A 21,026-nucleotide genomic window follows, 5' to 3' on the forward strand; every position below is an offset into this window, starting at 1 on the left:
TCCTTGCTTCCAACCCGCCAGATCTAGTTCAACACAGCGTCTGCGGAGTAGTTCGTAATCTGATTGTTTGTATTTTCCCATACCGACAACAAGATACGATTATTATAAGCTTATTCACGGATCAATAAAAGCATAGGTTCTTTGCGGATAGATTTTGAAATAACGCACGGTGTTCGAATTGGCTCTGGTGCAAGATTTTTAAGTAACACTTGATAATTCGTACTGAAAATGATTCGTCTTAAAGCCTTAATACAGAGACGGTTACATTGACGATCTTTGGAGTAAGACTTTTTCCGATTTTTGTGTACATTTGACATGGTTTTACTAGGTTTAAGGAGCTTAGAAGAACTACTTGCCCCGAAGCTGTAGGAGCAGCTTCGGGGCTTTTTTGCGGGATGCTTTCACCTAGCCATTCGAGCGGCTTTGCTCAAAAAATAGGCAATAAGCTACATGCCGACCGACAAGTCAGAGAAGAGCAACCAATAAAAAGGAGATACATATCTGGATGAATACCCAGGTTTACAAACACTTAAGCAGCTTTTGCGTAGCCGTTCTGAAAGAAGTTCTCTACATCCGTGCGTCGGATGTAGACCAATTTACCGGAAGGTCTCGAAACAGGAAAAGCACCCTCCCTGACCAATTGCCAAAAACGGGTGCTCCCAATTTTCATTAGGGTTTGAACGTCTTTTGGCCGTAGCCAATCACTCTGAGTAGAAGCAGTTGCCATGATGAAATGAATTGATATGGAGTATCATGGCCGTAAAAGTATTATTATGTCTAAATAAAAAAAATAATTTATACATTTATTTTTCTTCACCTTGATCGCTTTTTGAATTTCTAATATTGAACAGGCGCATTACCTCTTGATATTCAGGGGTTGAAGTAAGCCTTTTAGGATGTTTCTTATATAACTTCCAAATATCTTCTTCATACAAGTAAATCTCGTCTGACTTGTAATTCTCAACCTTGTCGAAACTGTATTTGGTGAGTAATTTCTCAATATCATTGAAAAGCAATTGCAAGTCTTCCTCAGGAATAGGAAGAGAGATGAGCATCTGTTTCTGAAAAGTGCCTTTCTCCCAATCAAGTAAAGCATTAGTCAATATCAAATCACTTGCTGAAAAGACAGCATTATCATATAAACTTAGAAAGTCCCATATATATGAGCGATATTCTTTTATTAATTGGAGGGCAGGGGGGAAAATCCCACAAATACCTTGAATAACTTTATATGCAGATAAATCTTTATTGTGCCAAGGAATTAAATCGTTGAATGGGTTAAATAAAGTTTTTGTATCATTTTTTTTAAATGATATACTTGGATTTCTAAAAACAATATTTTCTTTTCTTTTATAATAATTATCACAAAACAACTGTATTTCGTTGAGTAGTAATTTATTAAGGGCATCACTTAGCTTATAAGTTGCCTTTTCATAAACATGAATGAAGTTGCTTAACTTGAAATTATCATCTTTATCAGAAGCTAAGGTTTTTATAACATATTCTATATTAGCTTTTTCACGCTCAAGCTCTCTTTTGAGCCGTGACTCATAAAAATCTAATAATTCAATATTTGAACTCAGAATCTTATCAAAAAGGCTTTCTGGTAAAGAACCAATCATACTCTTAATAACTGTGGTCTGTCTTTTTACAGTTATTTGAATATAAACCCAATAACATATAGTTTCATCATAAGATGTATTTGTGGTATCAGGCTTAATCTTCTTATTTAAGAAATGTCTTATACCAACCTTATACTCTATCTTTTGATTTTGACTATTTTTTTTAGAAGTATACATAACTATTACTAATTAAAACCATTTGACTTGGTTTAATGATTGAGTAACCTGCTGCCCAGAAATGTGCACATAACCCATTGTGGTAGCAATGCTTGAATGTTGGGCAAGTTGCTGTACAACAGGAGTAGGCAGAACGGTTGACAAATAGGTGATGCCAGAATGACGGGCTGTATGAAACGTCACGTCCTTGCTGATTCCAGCTAACCGGATGACATCTTTCACATACTCATTCAACTTGGGATGCGAGCGGGCAAACAGGGGCTGATTATCAGTGCGCCAATAACGCTTTATAATTTGTTCAGGCTTGCTTAAATTGTTTGGAGTACAGTGTAGATCAAATAAGGGCAAACGATTGAGCTTGCCGGTCTTCTGGGCTTTCATTTCCAACACTAGCCCTTTATCTGTCTCAATCAGGTTCGATTGTCTAATTCGGGTGACATCTCCAATCCGCAAAAGTGTATAATACGCTATTAGAAAAGCATCACGATAAAACGCTAAATGTTCCGTTTCTTTTGTGAAGTTTAATTGCTCAATCTTCTCTATTTCAGCCGGTAGCAATACGGCACTTTCAACCTTTGCTTTCTTCGGCCGAAAATCGTTGTATGGGTTATCTTTTATGTTGAAATAGCCCTTTTTGGTGGCAATTGCCAAATACTTCTGAATGACTTGATGATGCTTATAGATAGTATTTGAAGCTAATTTTTCAACAGTGCGCAAATAGAAATCGAAGCCTTCAATAAAATTGTAAGTAAGAGTTGAAAACTCAATGGCAGGCTGTTGACCGAAACCAACTAAAAGCTTGATAGTCCGTTTATAACGCTGGTGGGTGATATAATTGATAGCTATTCTATCCTTATCAATCTGCTCGTTAGCAAAGCCGGAAAAGGTGGGTATTTTTTCAGCCTTATCCTTCAACTTCATTAAATCAAAATCCTGTAAGGCAAACGGACGGTTATACAAAGTTGGAAACCGTGTCTCAAACGTTTCCAACTCAGTAATCCGGGAGCGGATTAGACGGTTAAGCTCTGGACGTCCTTTCACCTCATTTTTACGTTTATCCCATTCGCCGGGAGTAAGTTTAAGGCCAGTAGAGAAATAGCGCCGATTTGGATTTTGATACGCTTCAATTACCACGGAAGCTTTACCATTCCGATCAAATCTTTTAGCTCGATTGTAGATAATTCGATAGGTTATCTTGATAATCATTGGCCGTTATTTATAAGTACGGCCCAAACCTACCTTTTGAATTACGTTCTACAATGTGTATCAAAATGGTATCAAACAATGCGAACTAGAACGAATTAAAACGAATTGAAATGTAATTCTATCTCAATAGGTTACGATTCCCTAAAAACCAAATAGGCTTACAAATCAATGATTTATAAGCCTATTTAAACAAATTTATGTGCACTCGTAGGGATTCGAACCCCAAACCTCCTGATCCGTAGTCAGGTGCTCTATCCAATTGAGCTACGAATGCATTTCCCGTGTTGGGACTGCAAAAGTAAGACAAAAAAGATAAGTTTCAAATCTCCGGAAGGAATTTTCTGCCTATTTCCCGCGAAAAACCGGCTTTCGTTTCGCCAGAAACGCCAGAATGCCTTCGGCAGCATCCCCGGTTTTCCCCAGCAAATCCTGATACTGAGCTTCTTGCTCCAACTGCGTCTCCAGATCGGTATGGATGGACTGGTTTATCGCCAATTTCATCAATCCAATCGCCTGGGTTGGCGCCGATGCATAAAAACCGGCGGTTTCGGCCACCGCCCTATCCAGATCAGCGGCCGGAACCGAGCGAGAAACCAGCCCCAACTGTGCTGCTTCGGCCCCAAATACCTTTCGCCCGGTACTGCACAATTCAAATGCCTTCTGCGCCCCGATTAGGCGGGGTAGAAAGAAGGTCGATCCGGCGTCGGGCATCAGACCAATTCCCACAAACAGGAACGATACGTAGGATTCATCCGTGGCAATGACAACATCACAGGCCAGCGCCAGCGAACAACCGGCCCCGGCCGCCACCCCATTCAACCGACAAATGACCGGTTTGGGCAGGTTCCGGATGGCACGAACCATCGGATGATACGTACTCCGCAGGAGAGCCCCCATCGAAAAACCGCTGTCTTCCTGCAAGTGACCAGCCGCTTCCTTCAGGTCGGCACCGGAGCAGAAAGCCTTGTCTCCCGCGCCCGTCAGCACCACCACCCGAACGCTATCATCGGCTCCGGCGGCCTCCACTGCGCTCGTGATTTCCTGAATCAGGGCCGGATTCAGGGCGTTATGAACCTGCGGCCGGTTGAGCGTGATGCGACAGATTCCGTCTGAAACCGCAAAGAGAAGATGCTCGTACATGTTTTCAAGGAATGGGGTTTACGGTAGCCGGTTTTCAGGCACTTATCGCCATACCGCTGCATACCAAAAAGCCTAAACGGCCCAGGCAAAAAAGGTTTAAATCAGGAACAGTACCGTGGCCAGACTGACGAGCAGGCCGAGCCCCATGCCGGCGGCAATCTGGGTAGGCGTGTGGGCGTTCAGGTACAGCCGGGCACTGGCCAGCAATCCCGCCAGCACAATCAGCGCCAGCAGCGGATACAGCAGACTCATTTCGCTCGCTTTAATGGCAATCCCCAACAGGGCACCCACCATCCCGCTGACCCCCACACTGTGGGCGCTGATTTTCCAGAATAAACTGATCAGCCCGACCAGCGTGACCGAGACCGTAATGCTCCCCATCACGATGCCGATTTCGGGAACCGCGTTTGAGAATTGATACCCAAAAAGAAGAGTCGTCGTCGTGTAAAGCAGAGCGGTCATGAAATAGGGTACCCGGCGGTCCCGTAAGTCATTCATATTCAGGCTACTGACAAAACCGGTACGGTGCAGGAGGTAAATCAGAAAGGCCGGCACCAGAAAGGTACAAACGCAAATTAGCACCAGTAAACTCCACTTAAAACCGGGGCCATAGGTCTCGACACCCAGCACCCCCGGGGCCTTATAGAGTAAAAGGCTGAATAAAATCGTGGGCATCAACAGCGGGTGAAAAACCGCCGACAGCACACGAGCCAGCTTCAGGCTCACGTTTTCGGTTTTCGGATGTTGGTTTTCGGTCAACCGTTGCTCTTCAATCATTTAGCAAAATTAACAAAGCGCACCCATATGAACGCACGAAAACCATAAAACCGTATCCTGAATACGGAAAACCGTTAGAGTTGTTTCCGCAATCGGGCCACCGGAATGTTCAATTGTTCGCGGTATTTGGCCACCGTCCGGCGGGCAATGTTGTACCCCCGCTCGTTGAGCATTTTTTCGAGCTTGTCGTCCGAAAGGGGATTCCCTTTGGGCTCATGGTCGATGAATTCCTTCAGAATGTTCTTGACCTCGCGGCTGCTGACATCTTCGCCCGAATCGGTGGCAATGCCTTCGGAAAAGAAATATTTCAGCGGATAAATGCCGAATTCGGTCTGAACGGACTTGCTGTTGGCCACCCGCGAAACCGTCGAAACATCCATGTCGATCAGGTTCGCAATGTCTTTCAGAATCATCGGACGCAACTTGGTTTCGTCGCCTTCCAGAAAAAAGTCGTACTGAAATTTCACAATGGCATTCATCGTTTTCAGGAGGGTTGCCTGCCGCTGCTTGATGGCGTCGATAAACCACTTGGCCGCGTCGAGTTTCTGCTTGACAAACGAGACGGTTTCTTTCAGTGAGCGGTTATTCTTGTCGCTTTTCTCGTACGTATCCAGCATTTCGGCAAACGACCGACTGATGCGCAGTTCCGGCGCGTTGCGCGAATTGAGCGTCAGTTCGATTTTGCCGTTGTTGTTCGTCAGGATAAAATCAGGAATCAGGTATTGAACTGCACTGTCCTCCCCTTCCACTGAACCCGGTTTGGGGTTCAGTTTGGTAATAATTGAAATGACCTTTTTGAGCTGCTCCTCACTGATATTCAGTCGCTTCTGAATCTTATCGTAGTGTTTTTTCGAAAATTCTTCAAACAGGTCTTCAATGATGCGAATGGCCAGTGGAACCGCCGGATCGCTGGGATCTTTCCGTTGCAACTGCAGCAGCAGGCATTCCTGCAGAGACCGGGCCGCAATGCCCGGCGGATCAAAGGTCTGAATGCGCTTCAGCACGATTTCCAGCTCTTCCGTATCGGTGAAAATACCGTGTGAAAACGCCAGATCATTCACAATGGCCTGCATCGACCGCCGGATATAGCCATCGTTCTCGATGCTTCCGATCAGCTGCATCCCGATGTCTTCCTGCCGCTCATCGAGGTTCAGGTAGCCAAACTGCTGTAAGAGGGTATCGGTGAGCGTCGACCGGTTGGCCACTGGCATCTCCCGGTCTTCCTCGGCGTAGTTACCATCACCCTGCATTTTGTACCCGCTATAGTCGTCCTCGTTCAGATAACTCCCCAGGTCCATTTCGTCATTCCGCTCTTTATAATCCTGGTCGTCGTAATCGTCCGTGTACGGATCGTCGGCATTGGGTTCCTCAAAATCGGTATCGAGCCCTTCTTCCAGAGCCGGATTAATTTCAAGTTCCTCTTCTATACGGGTTTCCAGTTCGGCCGTCGGAATTTGCAACAGTTTGATGAACTGTATCTGTTGCGGAGACAGCTTTTGCTGGAGGGATTGGGTAAGGCTGAGTCTTTGCATAACCTGATAAAATACTGTATTCGCGCCCCACCGATTCCTGACTCGGGCCATTGGTGGGCGCCTATCAAATTCCAGACCAATTTTAAAAAAAAATGTTTTACGTCCTACTCAATTTTATTTATTTAGACTATATATACTGAAAATCAATATATTAAAAAGAAATATTTTTAGAAACTGGCTTTCCCAATCCGGAAGAAATCGCTTCAAATTTCACCGAATGACTTACCTTTACAGTCGTCTTTCACTTATGTACGTTTCAGAATGAGTCTTATACCTGTCAAAACAATACTCGCATCCGAAACCACGGGTCATTCGATCACGGTCAAAGGCTGGGTCCGGACCAAGCGGGAAAGTAAAAACGCCATTTTTATTGCCATCAACGATGGCTCCACGATTCACAACCTGCAGGCCGTTGCCGAACCCGGTCAGTTCAGCGAGGAAACGCTTCGGCTGGTGACAACGGGGGCCTGTGTGGCCATCAGCGGAACCCTGGTTGAATCACAGGGGTCGGGGCAAAAGGTCGAAGTGAAAGCGACTGACATTCACGTTTACGGTCCTGCCGATCCGGATCAGTACCCGCTGCAGCCGAAAAAACACTCGATGGAGTTTCTGCGGGAAATCGCCCACCTGCGCCCGCGCACCAACACCTTCAGTGCGGTCCTGCGCATCCGCCACGCGCTGGCGTTTGCGGTGCATAAATACTTTAACGACAACGGTTTTTTCTACCTGCATACGCCGATCATCACGGCTTCCGATGCTGAGGGCGCGGGCGAAATGTTTCGCGTGACGACGCTGGATCTGGACAAACCGCCCCGGACGGAAGAGGGCACAATCGATTACAAACAGGACTTTTTCGGCCGCGAAACCAACCTGACGGTTTCCGGACAACTCGAAGGCGAACTGGGTGCGCTGGCCCTGTCGAAAATTTACACCTTCGGGCCAACGTTCCGGGCCGAAAACTCCAACACCACGCGCCACCTCGCCGAGTTCTGGATGATTGAACCGGAAATGGCGTTCTATGAACTGGAGGACAACATGAACCTGGCCGAGGATTTTGTCAAATCCGTCATCGGATATGCCCTCGAGCACTGCGCCGACGATCTGAAGTTTCTGGAAAACCGCCTGATTGACGAAGAAAAAAACAAACCCCAGGCCGAACGAAGTCCGATGCCGCTGCTCGAAAAACTCGGCTTCGTCGTCAACAATGATTTCGAACGGATTACGTACACCCAGGCAATCGACATCCTGCTGCAATCAAAACCGCATAAGGAGAAGAAGTTTCAGTATCCGGTCGGCTGGGGCATCGACCTGCAATCGGAACACGAGCGGTTTCTGGTCGAAAAGCACTTCAAAAAACCGGTTATTCTGACCAATTATCCGCGTGAGATCAAATCATTCTACATGAAGCAGGACGACCCTTCTGACGCGGCTCCCGGCCCGACCGTGCGCGCCATGGACGTGCTGTTTCCCGGGATTGGCGAAATCATCGGGGGCTCGCAGCGGGAAGAAAACTACGAGAAACTCCTGGCGCGGGTGCAGGAAGTCGGCATCGATCCGGCCAACATCTGGTGGTTCCTCGAAACCCGCCAGTTTGGCTCCGCTCCGCACTCCGGTTTTGGTCTGGGCTTCGAACGGCTGGTGTTGTTCGTGACCGGTATGGGGAATATCCGCGACGTAATTCCGTTCCCGAGAACCCCGAAAAGCGCGGAGTTTTAGCCTCCAGAATAACGGCGGAAGAGCCGAAAGGAAGACGGCAGCCGGTCACCAGCAACGCTTCTTCTTTTCCGCCCTTCTGCCGTTTGCTACAGTAAATTTTATCAACCAGCGGCTTTTCCCGGGGAGGATTGTGTTTGAAGACAATGAAATTGTTCGCGAGTCGTCCTAGTTACGGGCTCATTCTGAGTGTCGTTTGTGCAGTATTCGTTTCCTGCGGTACGGAGAATCAGTCGCTCAAAAGCCGCGACCGGAAAATCTCCGAATCCATTGATGTCCTGGGTGCTTTGCCCGAATCCGTCCTTGATCCGGCTGACAATCCGACGAGCCCGGAAAAGGTGGCACTCGGCCGGTTTTTGTTTTATGACCCAATCTTATCCGGTAACCGCGACGTCGCCTGCGCCACCTGCCACCAGCCGGATTTCAACTACGCGGAATTTCTGGAAACCTCGATCGGTGTCAACGGCAGCGGGTCGGGAAGCAAACGCCAGTTCCGGCTTCCGAACACCATTCCGTTCGCGAAACGGAACTCCCAGTCGGTCCTCAACGCGGCCTTTAACGGGCTGACCAACGACCGGCCCTATGACCCGGCCCAGGCGCCCATGTTCTGGGATATGCGGGCGAAAGGCCTGGAAGAACAGGCCCTGCTGCCCATCAAAACCCTGGAAGAAATGCGCGGCCACGCGTTTACGGAAGAAGCGGTTCTCGACGAAGTCATCGCCCGCCTTCGCCGGATTTCCGAATACCGGACGCTGTTTTCAGCCGCCTTTCCGGGCGAAACCGAACCCGTTCGCATCCAGAACCTCGCGAAGGCCATTGCCGCTTTTGAGCGCACTCTGGTAGCCACCAATTCGCGGTTCGATCAATACATGCGGGGCGACAGCAGTGCGCTGTCAATCAGCGAAAAAGACGGTTTGAATCTGTTCCTGAAAGCCGGTTGTGCCAAATGCCATAACGGGCCGATGTTCTCCGATTTTAAACTGCACGCCCTCGGCGTACCCGATACCGAAAACCGGAAAGAATCGGATGCCGGTATTAATAATGATTACGCATTTCGCACTCCTACGCTACGCAACCTCCGGTTCACGGCGCCGTATATGCACAGCGGCAAGTTCCAGACGCTGGACCAGGTGTTGCTGTTTTACGAAGACATTGCGGGCGGAAAGATCGAAAATCCGCATGTCACCGCCGGGCAGATGGACCCGCTGGTGTATGAACTGGACCTCAAATTCAAGGACATTTCCGGCATCGTGGAATTCCTGAACACCCTCAACGACGATACGTTCGACAAAACCGTCCCGACGCGCGTTCCCAGCGGTTTGAAAGTCAAAGGGAATGTCGAATGACGACCTCCCTCCTGCCTGTTCATCAATTCAACGTTTCCTTCAGCCAGCTGAAAAACTCGCGTTGCCAGACCAGGGCGTTCTGCGCCGTCAGCACCCAGTGGTTTTCCTCCGGCAGATATAGCAACTTGCTTTTGATGCCGCGCAACTGAGCCGCCTGAAACGCCTGCAAACCCTGTTCGACGGGTACCCGGTAGTCTTTGCCGCCCTGAATGATCAAAATGGGCGTATCCCACTTGTCCACAAAGTTGCTCGGGGAGTGCTCGTAGGTGCGCTGGGCCGCTTTGTTTTTCGAATCCCAATACGGCCCGCCCAAATCCCAGTTCACAAAAAACAGCTCTTCGGTCGTGCCGTACATGCTTCTGAAATCAAAAATACCGTCGTGTGAAATGAAGGATTTGAAGCGTTTTTCGTGAATACCGGCAAGCGCATACACCGAATAACCGCCGAAACTCGGCCCTACACAACCCAGCCGGTTTTTATCGACATACGGTTCGTTGGCAACGTCGTCGATGGCACTCAGGTAATCCTTCAACACCTGCCCGCCCCAATCCTTGCTGACCTGCTCGTTCCATTCGGTGCCGTGCCCGGGCATGCCGCGCCGGTTGGGGGCGACCACAATGTACCCCTGCGACGCCATCAGCTGAAAATTCCAGCGGTAGGAATACATCTGCGTCAGCGCCGACTGTGGGCCACCCTGGCAATAAAGCAGGGTCGGGTATTTTTTGGAAGCGTCAAAACCGGGGGGATAAATGACCCAAACCAGCATCTTTTTCTTGTCGGTCGTGGTCACAAACCGGCGCTCGGTTTTGCAGATTCCGGTCGTTTTCAAAACCGCATCATTGACGTGCGTCAGCTGCTTCAGCGAACCGTTGGTCAGATCGACCGTGAAAAGCTCCGCCGGGTGGTTCATGTCCGTCCGGGACACCACCAGCGTGTTGCCCACCTGCCCGACGATGCCGGTGATGTCGAAATCGCCTTTGGTAACCTGCGTGATCACGGGCATCATTTTCGTCAGGCCCGGATAGGTCACGTTAAACAACTGGATCGTGCCGTCAGTGGCCGCGGTAAAGAACAGCGAGGAACCGTCTTCGCTCCATTGAAAACTGTTGACGTGAATATCGTCGCGGTGCTGCGTCAGGTTGAGTTTTGCCGCGCCATTCAAGACAACAATATCCTGTTTATCAGACTCATACCCGTCTCGTTTCATTTGCAGCCAGGCCAGTTGGCCTTTGGTGTTGAACGCCGGATTGACGTCATAGCCCTGGTTTTCTTCCGTCAGATTTCGGGTAACTCCGGTGGCCAGCTCGTATTCGTACAAATCGGTATTGGTACTCAGGGCGTATTCGGTTCCCGCCTTTTTCTTGGTCACATAAATGATCTTTTTGCCGTCGGGATGCCAGATAAAATCCTCGTCACCGCCGAACGGTTTTTGGGGGCAATCAAATTTTTCGCCGGGCATGATGTCTTTGGCAGTTCCCGGTTTTCCGTTGACGAGCGGGGCCACAAACACGTGATCATACTTGCCGTCCCGCCAGGTATCCCAGTGGCGATAATTCAGCGAGGTATAAATGTAGGCATTCGATTTTTTCAGATCCGGGTACTTGTCCGTGCTCGTAACAGTTTCAACCTGAACGGCCTCACTACGAAGGATATGTTTACCATCTGGCGAAATTCGGGAATTGGCCAGCAAGCCGTCCGTATTAGGCAGTTCCACCGCCAGACCGCCCGCCAGCGGAATCCGGTACAGTTTCCGGACGTTCTTGTTTTCCCCGGCGTTGGGCGTGCTCACTGCGTAGACGACCGAGCGGTTGTCCCGGGTAATTCCCAGTCCCGACACCCGACCCCATTTCCAGAGTTGCTCGGGCGTGAGCGGTTTTTGTGCCTGCGCAGCCAGCGACCCCAGCAAAACGGCGCCAGCCAATGCTATTTTTTTCATGAGAATCGGATAGGATGAATGGTGTTCCGGTGTCAAACATACGGATAATCCGGGATTTTTGGAGGGAGAACACGGGCAGTTTTCGGGGGATCGGAACCCGTTAGTACTTCCGGGCCCAAGACCGGAAGAATCCCAAAATAGCAGAATTTTTGTATATACAAAACAGAAAACAAGTGGTATGTTTGCTCGTCATTGGGTGGGATAAGCGGGCCGAATTGCGTATTTTTGACAAGGAAATTCGGCTTGTTCCGACCGCGCTAATGGGATTTTACGTGCTTTTCCATTTTCCGAATGAAACAATGGATGGTAGCCGCCCTCCTGCTGGTAACGGGAATAGGCGGATCATTAGCCCAAGGCTATCAACAGGTTACGGGCCGGATTATGGACCAGTCAACGGGCCAGCCGATTGAATTTGCCTACGTCAGTATTTCGGGCAAAGCCTGGGGAACGCTGGCCAATGCCGAAGGGCGGTTTTTGCTGAAATACCCGAAAATCGATTCGTCGAAGGCGATGATCGTTTCGGTGGCCGGCTACCAGAATGGGGTTCTGCCGCTGCGGACATTCAGGCCGGGCGATTCGGCAACGGTGCGGCTGCAACCGGTGCTACGCTCCCGGTTGCCGGATGCGTTTCGGGACCGGACCGATGCCCGCCTGCTGGTCTTTTCAGCGCTGAAGTCGATCCCGGCGAACTTCCAGTCAACGCCAACGGTTTTGACCGGTTTTTACCGGGAAACGCTGGCGACCGATTCGGCCTGCTGGAACGTGCGGGAAGCGGTTCTGAAAGCTGAAAAGCGCCCCCAGACCAATACCGGGTTGCCCGAAACAGTCAAACTGGTGAAGGGTCGGCAGTTTGTCCGACACCCGATTCCGAAGGTCCTGGAGGGTTATGCCTTTCCGAACGGAGCGGCCCTCGTCACCCGGAGCATGGAGCTGGGGCCGCCGGATTACCTGAATGGCGACCACCTGAACGATTATGCGTTCCGGCTGGATTCGCTGCTGACCGGTTGGGATAACCGCCCGGCTTACCGCCTGACGTTTGAGCCGGCAGCGGGCCGGCGGGTGCGGGCCGCCCGGAAAGGTGAACTGCTGATCGACACCGCCAGCCGGGCGATTGTCCGGATTGCGTACGAGTTTACGCCCGAAGCAGCCGGAGAAGTCCTGAAAACCAGCCTGAAATCGGTTTTTGACAACCTGACCGGACGGTCAAAGAAGGAAGTCAGGCGGATTGCCAGCCATTGCCAGTACCGCCAACTGAACGGAAAATGGTATTTGCAGGATGCCCGGCTGGTGCTGGAAACCCGGTTTACCCAGGCGCAGGAGGCCCCGATGCTTGCCTCAATCAGTCTGCATTTTGCGACCCAGGAATACGGGCGGTCCAATGGGCAGGCTATTAAGGAAACCGAATTGCTGACCACTACGGAGAACCTGCCGAAGCAGGGTGGAAAGCCGGACGAGCGGTTCTGGGGCCATTGGAATACCGTAGTCCCGACGGAAAAAGAATAAGTAAAACCCTGATCGATCTGCCGTTACGGCTGAAACCGGTCAGGTTTAATGGACAACTACCAATGAACGACATTCAGACCTTGCAACCGGTTGACTTTCTGAAACAATACTACGGCTACGACCGGTTCCGGCCCATGCAGGAAGACATCATCCGGACGTTGCTGGAAGGCCGCGATTCACTGGTTTTGATGCCGACCGGGGGCGGAAAATCGGTTTGTTTTCAGATTCCGGCGCTGATGAAACCGGGGGTGTGCGTGGTGGTTTCGCCCCTGATTGCGCTCATGAAGGACCAGGTAGAAGCGCTGCAATTAAACGGAATCCCGGCGGCTTACCTGAACAGCACGCAGGGGAGTCGGGAGCAACGCGAAATTGAGCAGAACTGTCTGGCGGGTCGGTTGAAACTGCTGTATGTTTCGCCCGAGAAAATGCTGTCGGAGTCGTTTTTCGTGTTTCTGAATTCATTGCAAATCAGCTTCTTCGCCATTGACGAAGCCCACTGTATTTCGTCCTGGGGGCACGATTTCCGGCCGGAATACACGCAGTTGAACCTGCTGAAAAACCACTTCCCTACCGTGCCGGTGGTGGCACTGACGGCCACGGCCGACAAACTGACCCGGCAGGATATTGTTTCCCAGCTTCATCTGGATAATCCGGCGGTTTTCACTGCCTCCTTCAACCGTCCGAACCTGAGCCTGAAGGTGTTGCCGGGTCTGAAGCGAATGCAGCAGATCGAGCGGTTTCTGGCCTTGCATCCCGACAAGTCTGGCATTATCTACTGCCAGAGCCGCAAATCGACGGAATCGCTGGCGGCCAGGCTCCAGGACAAAGGCTACCGCGCCGGTTTTTACCACGCGGGCATGAGCGCCGAAAACCGGGCGCAGGCGCAGGACGAGTTCGTTCGTGACGACATCCGCATCATTTGCGCCACGATTGCCTTCGGTATGGGCATCGATAAGTCGAACGTGCGCTGGGTGATTCACTACAACATGCCGAAGAATCTGGAGAGCTTTTACCAGGAAATCGGCCGGGCCGGACGCGACGGTTCGGCGGCCGAAACGGTTTTGTTTTACAGTTTTGCCGACGTGGCCAACTGGAAAGAAATGCTGTCCGAGAACGCGCCGGCCAATCTGGGGCTGCAAATGGCGAAACTCGAACGGATGCAGCAATACGCCGAAGCACACTCGTGTCGGCGGCAGATTATGCTGAGTTATTTTTCCGAAGAACTGACGGAAAGTTGTGGAAACTGCGACGTTTGCCAGAATCCGCGGGTGATGTTCGACGGTACGGTTCTGGCCCAGAAAGCCCTTTCGGCGATGATCCGGCTGAAAGAGCAGGTGCCGATGAATCTGCTCATCGACGTGCTGCGCGGTTCGCGAAACCAGACCATTCTCCAGAATAATTACCACCTGATCAAAACCTACGGCGCGGGCAGCGACCTGAAGTTTGACGAGTGGCGGAGTTATTTGCAGCAACTCATCAACATTGGCGTGATCGAAATTGCCTATGACGACCACTATTTCCTGCGCCGGGGAATTCTGGCGGATGCGGTTTTGTACCAGGGCCGGAAAGTAGACCTGATCAAACCGGAAGAGGCCGCCCAGCGCAAGGCCGAGCAGAAACCAAAGACCAAAACCGAAACCGTGCGCGACGATCTGTTCGAGCGGCTGCGGGTGCTGCGGAAACAACTGGCCGACGAGCAGAATGTGCCGCCGTATGTGGTTTTTACGGACTCGACGCTCGAAGAAATGACCCGCCTGCGCCCGACCACGCCGGAAGCCTTCCGCAACGTCAGTGGGGTGGGCGACCGGAAGCTGCAACTGTTCGGAAAACGGTTCATGGAAGAGATTGCGGCCTTTCTGACCGGACAGGCCCGCGAAGGCACCAATCTGAAAGGTGCGACGCATTTGCTCACCTACGAACTCTACCAGCAGGGATTGACCGTTGACGAAATGGCGGCCGAACGCAAGCTCTCGTCGTCCACGATTGCCATGCATTTGATTTACCTCACGAATAACGGCTACGAGGTTGACCTGGCCGCCCTGGTCGACACGGCCGAACGCCTTGATATTGAGCGCGCAATTGCCCGGGTGGGCCTGGAAAACAACACGCTGAAGCCGGTTTTTGAAGCCCTTCAGGGCCGGTACGACTACACCAAAATCCGGATCGTTGCGGCCCTTCAGGGAGCCATTCTCTGAATGCCCTATGGCGTTAGTAGGGATGCCGTTTAGTAATTTTTGTAGAACCCCAATTTGGTAAAGTCCAGAAAATCAAGTAGCTTCGTAGAAATGTCTTTTTATTAAACCGTGACCGTCGTGTTGACGTAAACAACAAATCAGTCTGTTTTGATAAAAGAAGCTAGCGTTATTCTGTTGCTATCGGCCGCCAAAACGATCGCATTGGCGACCCCAAAAGAGATAAACTCAAGGGAGTTTACCTCTCATTCCAACGGTACCGTCAGCATCCGGCTGCCGGGTACCTCAACCATCCAAAGTCTACAACCGGTTCAATTTTGCGGGGAGTATGTCCCCCTTAAACAGTCAACGGTTACCCGTCGCTGGGTAACGGTTTTATTACAACAATCCAAACACCGGGATTACCTGCTCCGGCTTCGGAAGCGGGCTGTCAAATTTTTCCCGGTTATTGAACCGATTCTGGCGAAGTATAACATTCCCAGGGACTTCAAGTACCTGCCGCTGGTTGAAAGCGATCTATCGGGGAACAGTACCTCCCCCAAAGGGGCCGGCGGCTACTGGCAGCTGATGCCCCAAACCGCCCGGGATTACGGCCTGACGGTCAGCGCCGGTAATGACGAACGGCGGGATCTCTACAAATCGACAGTAGCCGCTTGCCGCTACCTGAACGAACTGTATGATGAGCTAGGCTCCTGGACCCTGGTTGCCGCTGCTTACAATAGCGGAGCAACCCACGTCCAGAAGCGGATCAACCAGCAGGGCATTCGGAGCTATTATAACCTGCGGCTGCACCGGGAAACCAGCAAATACCTATACCGCGTGCTGGCGTATAAGGAATTGCTGACCCGCCCGCGGATTTACAGCGACATGCTGCAACCCGCCGTGCTGGCCGACCTGACCCGCCCGTTGCCGGGTGAGCGTTTCCAGCCGGATGTGATGCCGTTTGTTGGAACCACCTCTGAACCGGGTCTCGAACCCGAACCCACCTGGGGCCCCCGTAGCCGGAACTTCCTGGAAGAAACGCTGGCTCAGATTGTGGGCGAGTCGGAAGACGGGAATCCTTCATCGGATGCCGCGTCAACGTCCATGACGGCCTCTCCTTCACAAACCCCAATGGCGATGGCCGGGCTGATGGGCTTGCAGGTGTTACGCTTCCGGCGGTCGCGGCTGTACCAGGTCTTTCTGGCGGCCAAACGCAAAATCCAACCCCTGTTCGACTGGGATTGGGTGTAAGCGAAGACGACTTTCACTAATGCAAAAAGGGACGCCAGCGTCCCTTTTTGCATTAGTGGCTACTCACGTCTAGTTGTCTAAGCCGGTTTACATCCTCAATTGCGTGAGCCGAAGGGCCAGGTATACGAGCCAACGGATTTTTTAAAGCACCTGACCCGAACGCTAACTCGTGCCTCGACGCAATTTTCCGGCCCTCCCCAGTCGAAGGTTCAAAACCACGTTGACGGGCTACGACTAGGCGGGTTTCAGCCCGAGCTTATCGGCATACGCAAACCCGAAGTGAGCCATCGACTGCAAAATGGGCAGGGTGGCCCGGCCCCAGTCCGTCAGGCTGTATTCGACCCGGGGCGGAATTTCGGCGTAGATTTTTCGGTTCAGGATGCCGTTATGTTCCAGATCGCGCAGTTCCTGCGTTAACATTTTCTTGCTTACCCCGGGCATGGCGCGCTGCAATTCGCCGAACCGGTTGATGCCCCGCGACACATTATGAATGATCACCGGTTTCCATTTTCCGCCAATAATCAGGTTGGTCAGCGTGACGGGGCACTTCGTCAGCATGAAGGGGGCTAAATCTTCCGAAAAATCTTTATTTATAAGCCCTTCATTATCAACATTTGTTTCCATATAGAGACTAGGATACTTTTTTGTAATTACTTGACAAAAGTAAACCATTGGACATAGTTTTGGCAAGAATTTTCACTAAAATCTTCATGCCATGTACATCATCACAGGAGCCAGCGGGAATACGGGCAAGCTCATCGCCCAGCAATTGATCAATGCGGGAAAACCCGTAACGGTTGTCGGTCGAACGCCCGACCCGTTGAAAGTCTTCACCGATCAGGGAGTTCGGGCTGCTATCGGCCAGCTGGAGGACGTCGATTTTCTGACCGAAACGTTCCGGGGAGCCAGGGCGGTTTACGCCATGATCCCTCCCAGCTTTGTGACCACCGATTTTCCGAGCTACCAAAACCGGATAGCCGACGCCCTCACCAGCGCCATCCGGGCCAATCGAGTACCCTATGCCGTGAGCCTGAGCAGTTTTGGCGCCCACCTGGCGAACCATAACGGGATGATTCAGGGCATGTCCCGCCTGGAGAATCAACTCAACGCCATCGACTGGCTGAACGTGCTGCACCTGCGCGCGGGATTCTTTTTTTCGAACTTTTTCAACAACATCGGTTTCCTGAAACAGGCCGGCCTTCTGGGCGGTTTTCCAATCTCCCGCAACGTACCGCTGGCCATGGTGCACCCCAACGACATTGCGGACGCAGCCGCCCGATACCTGCTGGCCCTGGATTTTACCGGTAAAACCGTCCAATTCGTAGCGGGTCCCCGGGATCTAACGCTTGATGAAGCCGCCCGCATCCTGGGTCGGTCCATCGGAAAACCGGACTTAAATTGGACCACGTTTTCGTACGATGAGGCCCGCGAGGGCCTGCTTCAGGCGGGTCTGCAACCCAGCCTGGTCGAGAATTACATAGAATATAGCCAACGCGCCAACGACGGCAGTCTGTCCGAGGGTTTCGTGCGGAATGCCGGAAATACGACGCCAACCACGCTGGAAACGTTTGCCGAACAGGAATTTGCACCTGCGTACCGGGCGGCAGTCTGAACAAAAACGCCCCACCACCCGGGCGGGTAGTGGGGCGTTTAAAAGCCAAACGCACTATTGGACGGTTACTTTCAGCTCCTGGTATCGCTTCCGCAACGCATTAAGTTCCTTCCCGAATTTCGGGTCGCCGGCCAGATTTTTCGTCTCGTGCGGATCCGATTTCACACTGTACAACTCCTCATACCCGTGTTCAATGAATTTCATGTATTTGAAATCGCCCGTCACCACCCCTTCCACTTTCGGCAATCGGGGGCTGCCCATAAAGGTGTGTTCATAAAAGAAATCCGTGCGCGCCGGACCGCCATGCTTCATCAGGTTCACGCCCTGCATCGTTTTCGGCGCTTCCACTCCGGCAAAGGCTAAGAGCGTGGGGGCGATATCGATGTTCAACGCCATTCGGGTTGACTTTTTCCCGCGCTCCCGGGCGGGAAAAGCCGGATTGTAAACGATGAGCGGCACCCGAATCGACTCTTCGTGCCCGAACCACTTGCCTTCCATCCCGTGTTCGCCGAGGTAAAAACCGTTATCGCCCGTAAAGACGATAATCGTGTTTTTATCCAGGTTCAATTGCCGGAGTTGATCGACCAGTTTCCCGACCACCTCATCGACGCCCGTGATCAGCCGGTAGTAATCCTTGACGGTTTGCTGATGCCGTTCCGGCGTTGAAAACAGCGGTTTCCAGCGCTCGCGGCCGATGTTTTTGTCGGTTCGGAAGAAATCGGGAAAGCTGTTCCAGTATTTCGGATCGGCGGTTTCCGGCGTCGGAACCGTCACATCCCGGTACAAATTCGCAAACCGCTCCTGTACCGGATAGGTCGGCGGGTTGCCATCGAGTTCGTGCGGAGCCTTGAAGCTCACCGACAGGCAGAACGGGCCTTTCCCGGCAAACTGCTGTAGAAAGATCTGCATCGAATGGGCCACGCTGTCGGTATGGTGAATTTTCTGCCCGCTGGCGTTGGTGTATTCATACGGCGGCTGGCCTTTGCGGTTACAGGCCCAGAAATCGTACTCGTTTTCGGGCGGGTTATCCCCCACCCCGTATTTGCCCACGAATCCAATTTTATACCCCGCTTTTTTGAGCAGCAACGGATATGTATTGGCGAGGGCCTCCGGCGAAAAATCCGTCGAAAAATCGTTGATTTTGTGCCGCGATTCATACTGCCCGCTCAGAATGCTGGCCCGACTGACACAGCAAATCGATGTGGTCACGTACATATTGGGAAACAGAATACCCTTTTTCGCCAGGGCGTCCAGGTGCGGAGTTTGAATAATCGGGTTGCCCATGGCCCCCAGCGCATCCCAGCGGTGATCGTCCGTCAGCAGGAAAATAATATTCGGTTTTTCCGCAGCGTTGGCGGCCGGTTTTTCAACGGATAGGTTGACAAACCCCATACTGAAAACCGTCAGCGCAGCCACGCCCAGCATCCCGGCCAGCAGGAAAAGTGTTTTGTTCATCGACTTCATAGCGAATCAAGAATACGAACAGCTATTTGGGCCGGATTTCCGCGTAATACGATGGCGGCCGCAGGCTGTCCTTGTTATCATAGGTGTAATTATACCGCTTCATATACTCGTCTGCCGGCAAAAATTCATCCTTTGTTTCTTTCAGCTTTTGGTTCAGGACGTCATTCAGCTGTTTCTGGAGGGCCGCATGTTCCGGTTTGTTCACCAGGTTGTTCAACTGATACGGATCCGTCTGGTTGTCGTAGAGCAGCCAGGGGCCCGACAGCCGCCGGGCGTAGGTGTACCGCTCGGTCCGGACGGCCCGGTATTCGCGCCCGCCATTCTGGAAATTGTACTCGTGGAACGGCACCGGCAGCACCACCAGCGCAGCATCGATCGGATACTCCGCCGGTTTCAAAATGCCTTTCGAAACATCCTTGCCGTCGATGGTATCCGGGATTTTCAGGCCGCACAGCCCCAGCAAGGTCGGCAGAATGTCGGGCGTGTTGATCGGTTTGTTGACCTCGATGCTTTTCCGTCCGAATTTGGCCGGATACCGCAGTAACATCGGCACCCGGATCGATTCATCCCAGGGGCGTTGTTTCCGCAACACCCCCTGCGTCAGCAACATATCGCCGTGGTCGGAGGTCCAAACCAGAATCGTATTGTCGGCCAACCCCTGTTCGTCCAGCGTTTTGAGGAGTTTCCCCAGGGCGTCGTCCAGCGCCGTGCAGTGGGCGTAATAATCGGCGTAAATCCGGCGGGCGCTGTCCACCATGGCCTTCGGCACGTTCGGACGGATTTTCAGCGTTTTCGGGTCGTACATCTTGCGGTATTTCTCCGGTGCCGTATGGTAGGGGTTGTGTGGTGGTCCCCACGACAAAACCAGCAGAAATGGATTGTCTTTCGATTTTTTGATAAAACCGATGGCGCTGTCCGTCTGCGGAAAGGCGTCGTAGCCTGGCCAGGTATGCTTCTGGTCGTTCTCGTCGAAGTAAAACGAGTCGTTGTAATCGTGCGAGACTTCCCTCACTTTCCAGTAATCGAAACCCTGCCGCCGGTCGCGGGGGATGGGTTTGTCGCGGGCGCTAAACGGATGTTCGCCGTTTTTGTGCCCATTGATGTGCCATTTGCCGATGTACCCGGTTTTGTACCCATTGTCCTTGAAGACCTCCCCCATCGTCAGGGCTTCGTTCGGCAGCGGTTTGTCGTTGTAAAACACACCGTGCCTGAGCGGATACTGGCCTGTCAACAGCGTTGCCCGGTACGGCGCACAAACGGGCATCGTGGCCACGGCGGTTTTAAAGTTGACGCTTTCCTTCGCCAGTTGGTCGGCGAAGGGCGTTTTTACATCCGTGTTTCCGGCGTAGCCCACCGCATCGGCCCGCCATTGGTCGGAAAAAATAAAAATTACGTTCGGCTTCTTGCTTTGGGTAGCCGTGGTGGTGGGGCGGGTGGTGCAGTAAAGTAACCCGACCGCAGCCGCAAGAAAGGCAAGAAGTTGAAAGGCTCGGTTCATACAGTTTATCAATTAAAAGGCTGGGATGCGTTTACGGGGTTCGACGCTGCAAATTGCAGGTCCGCGAGCGTGCTG

The 21,026-nt window shown here is 51.8% G+C and carries 16 protein-coding genes and 1 tRNA gene; 6 read left to right on the plus strand and 11 right to left on the minus strand.

The genetic code is table 11. The features are described 5' to 3' along the window. Nucleotides 1-529: 529 nt before the first annotated feature. From ACFPMF_RS20545 to rpoN, 7 genes are all read right to left on the minus strand, one after another. A complete protein-coding gene (locus ACFPMF_RS20545) occupies nucleotides 530-727 on the minus strand; it encodes a helix-turn-helix transcriptional regulator (RefSeq protein ID WP_379848616.1) in 198 nt (65 codons plus the stop codon). Between the two features lie 76 nt (nucleotides 728-803). Continuing rightward, complete coding sequence (locus tag ACFPMF_RS20550) at nucleotides 804-1,799, minus strand: hypothetical protein (RefSeq protein WP_379848617.1); 996 nt, start codon at nucleotides 1,797-1,799, stop codon at nucleotides 804-806. A gap of 12 nt (nucleotides 1,800-1,811) precedes the next feature. Beyond that, complete coding sequence (locus ACFPMF_RS20555) at nucleotides 1,812-3,005, minus strand: tyrosine-type recombinase/integrase (RefSeq protein WP_379848618.1); 1,194 nt, start codon at nucleotides 3,003-3,005, stop codon at nucleotides 1,812-1,814. Nucleotides 3,006-3,205: 200 nt separating this feature from the next. Continuing rightward, nucleotides 3,206-3,279: transfer RNA gene (locus ACFPMF_RS20560), tRNA-Arg, on the minus strand. A 71-nt stretch (nucleotides 3,280-3,350) separates the two neighbouring features. Then, a complete protein-coding gene (locus ACFPMF_RS20565) occupies nucleotides 3,351-4,145 on the minus strand; it encodes an enoyl-CoA hydratase/isomerase family protein (RefSeq protein ID WP_379848619.1) in 795 nt (264 codons plus the stop codon). A 96-nt stretch (nucleotides 4,146-4,241) separates the two neighbouring features. Continuing rightward, entirely contained in the window at nucleotides 4,242-4,922 is a 681-nt protein-coding gene (locus ACFPMF_RS20570; RefSeq protein WP_379848620.1) for a phosphatase PAP2 family protein, read from the minus strand. Between the two features lie 74 nt (nucleotides 4,923-4,996). Next, nucleotides 4,997-6,454 (minus strand): RNA polymerase factor sigma-54, encoded by a 1,458-nt coding sequence (gene rpoN, locus ACFPMF_RS20575; RefSeq protein WP_379848621.1) that lies wholly within the window; start codon nucleotides 6,452-6,454, stop codon nucleotides 4,997-4,999. A gap of 261 nt (nucleotides 6,455-6,715) precedes the next feature. Here rpoN and asnS point away from each other — a divergent pair, with 261 nt between their 5' ends. Continuing rightward, complete coding sequence (gene asnS / locus ACFPMF_RS20580; protein ID WP_379848622.1) at nucleotides 6,716-8,170, plus strand: asparagine--tRNA ligase; 1,455 nt, start codon at nucleotides 6,716-6,718, stop codon at nucleotides 8,168-8,170. 143 nt (nucleotides 8,171-8,313) lie between these two features. Then, a complete protein-coding gene (locus ACFPMF_RS20585) occupies nucleotides 8,314-9,513 on the plus strand; it encodes a cytochrome-c peroxidase (RefSeq protein ID WP_379848623.1) in 1,200 nt (399 codons plus the stop codon). A 22-nt stretch (nucleotides 9,514-9,535) separates the two neighbouring features. On the opposite strand, the gene ACFPMF_RS20590 is transcribed toward ACFPMF_RS20585, so the two are convergent. Then, nucleotides 9,536-11,449, minus strand: a complete 1,914-nt coding sequence (locus tag ACFPMF_RS20590) for a S9 family peptidase (RefSeq protein ID WP_379848624.1) — start codon at nucleotides 11,447-11,449, stop codon at nucleotides 9,536-9,538. Nucleotides 11,450-11,740: 291 nt separating this feature from the next. On the opposite strand from ACFPMF_RS20590, the gene ACFPMF_RS20595 reads away from it, so the two are divergent. The 3 genes from ACFPMF_RS20595 to ACFPMF_RS20605 all read left to right on the plus strand — a co-directional run bounded on the left by ACFPMF_RS20595 (nucleotide 11,741) and on the right by ACFPMF_RS20605 (nucleotide 16,377). After that, nucleotides 11,741-12,952, plus strand: coding sequence for a carboxypeptidase-like regulatory domain-containing protein (locus tag ACFPMF_RS20595; protein WP_379848625.1), 1,212 nt, complete (start codon nucleotides 11,741-11,743; stop codon nucleotides 12,950-12,952). A 62-nt stretch (nucleotides 12,953-13,014) separates the two neighbouring features. After that, entirely contained in the window at nucleotides 13,015-15,147 is a 2,133-nt protein-coding gene (gene recQ, locus ACFPMF_RS20600) for a DNA helicase RecQ (RefSeq protein ID WP_379848626.1), read from the plus strand. Nucleotides 15,148-15,294: 147 nt separating this feature from the next. Further along, a complete protein-coding gene (locus ACFPMF_RS20605) occupies nucleotides 15,295-16,377 on the plus strand; it encodes a lytic transglycosylase domain-containing protein (protein ID WP_379848627.1) in 1,083 nt (360 codons plus the stop codon). 234 nt (nucleotides 16,378-16,611) lie between these two features. On the opposite strand, the gene ACFPMF_RS20610 is transcribed toward ACFPMF_RS20605, so the two are convergent. Further along, nucleotides 16,612-17,001: a winged helix-turn-helix transcriptional regulator gene (locus ACFPMF_RS20610; RefSeq protein ID WP_379848628.1), complete on the minus strand. Its 390-nt coding sequence runs from the start codon at nucleotides 16,999-17,001 to the stop codon at nucleotides 16,612-16,614. A 91-nt stretch (nucleotides 17,002-17,092) separates the two neighbouring features. Between ACFPMF_RS20610 and ACFPMF_RS20615 the strand changes: the two genes are divergently transcribed. Beyond that, nucleotides 17,093-17,989, plus strand: a complete 897-nt coding sequence (locus tag ACFPMF_RS20615; RefSeq protein ID WP_379848629.1) for an NAD(P)H-binding protein — start codon at nucleotides 17,093-17,095, stop codon at nucleotides 17,987-17,989. A 54-nt stretch (nucleotides 17,990-18,043) separates the two neighbouring features. Here the strand turns inward: ACFPMF_RS20615 and ACFPMF_RS20620 are convergent, their stop codons facing one another. Both ACFPMF_RS20620 and ACFPMF_RS20625 read right to left on the minus strand, forming a co-directional pair. Beyond that, complete coding sequence (locus ACFPMF_RS20620; protein WP_379848630.1) at nucleotides 18,044-19,444, minus strand: sulfatase family protein; 1,401 nt, start codon at nucleotides 19,442-19,444, stop codon at nucleotides 18,044-18,046. Nucleotides 19,445-19,475: 31 nt separating this feature from the next. Then, on the minus strand, nucleotides 19,476-20,951 hold the full coding sequence (locus ACFPMF_RS20625) for a sulfatase family protein (protein ID WP_379848631.1): 1,476 nt from the start codon (nucleotides 20,949-20,951) through the stop codon (nucleotides 19,476-19,478). Between the last annotated feature and the right edge of the window lie 75 nt (nucleotides 20,952-21,026).

Source organism: Larkinella bovis (genome assembly GCF_042655385.1).
In the GTDB taxonomy this organism is placed as follows: Bacteria; Bacteroidota; Bacteroidia; order Cytophagales; family Spirosomataceae; genus Larkinella; species Larkinella bovis.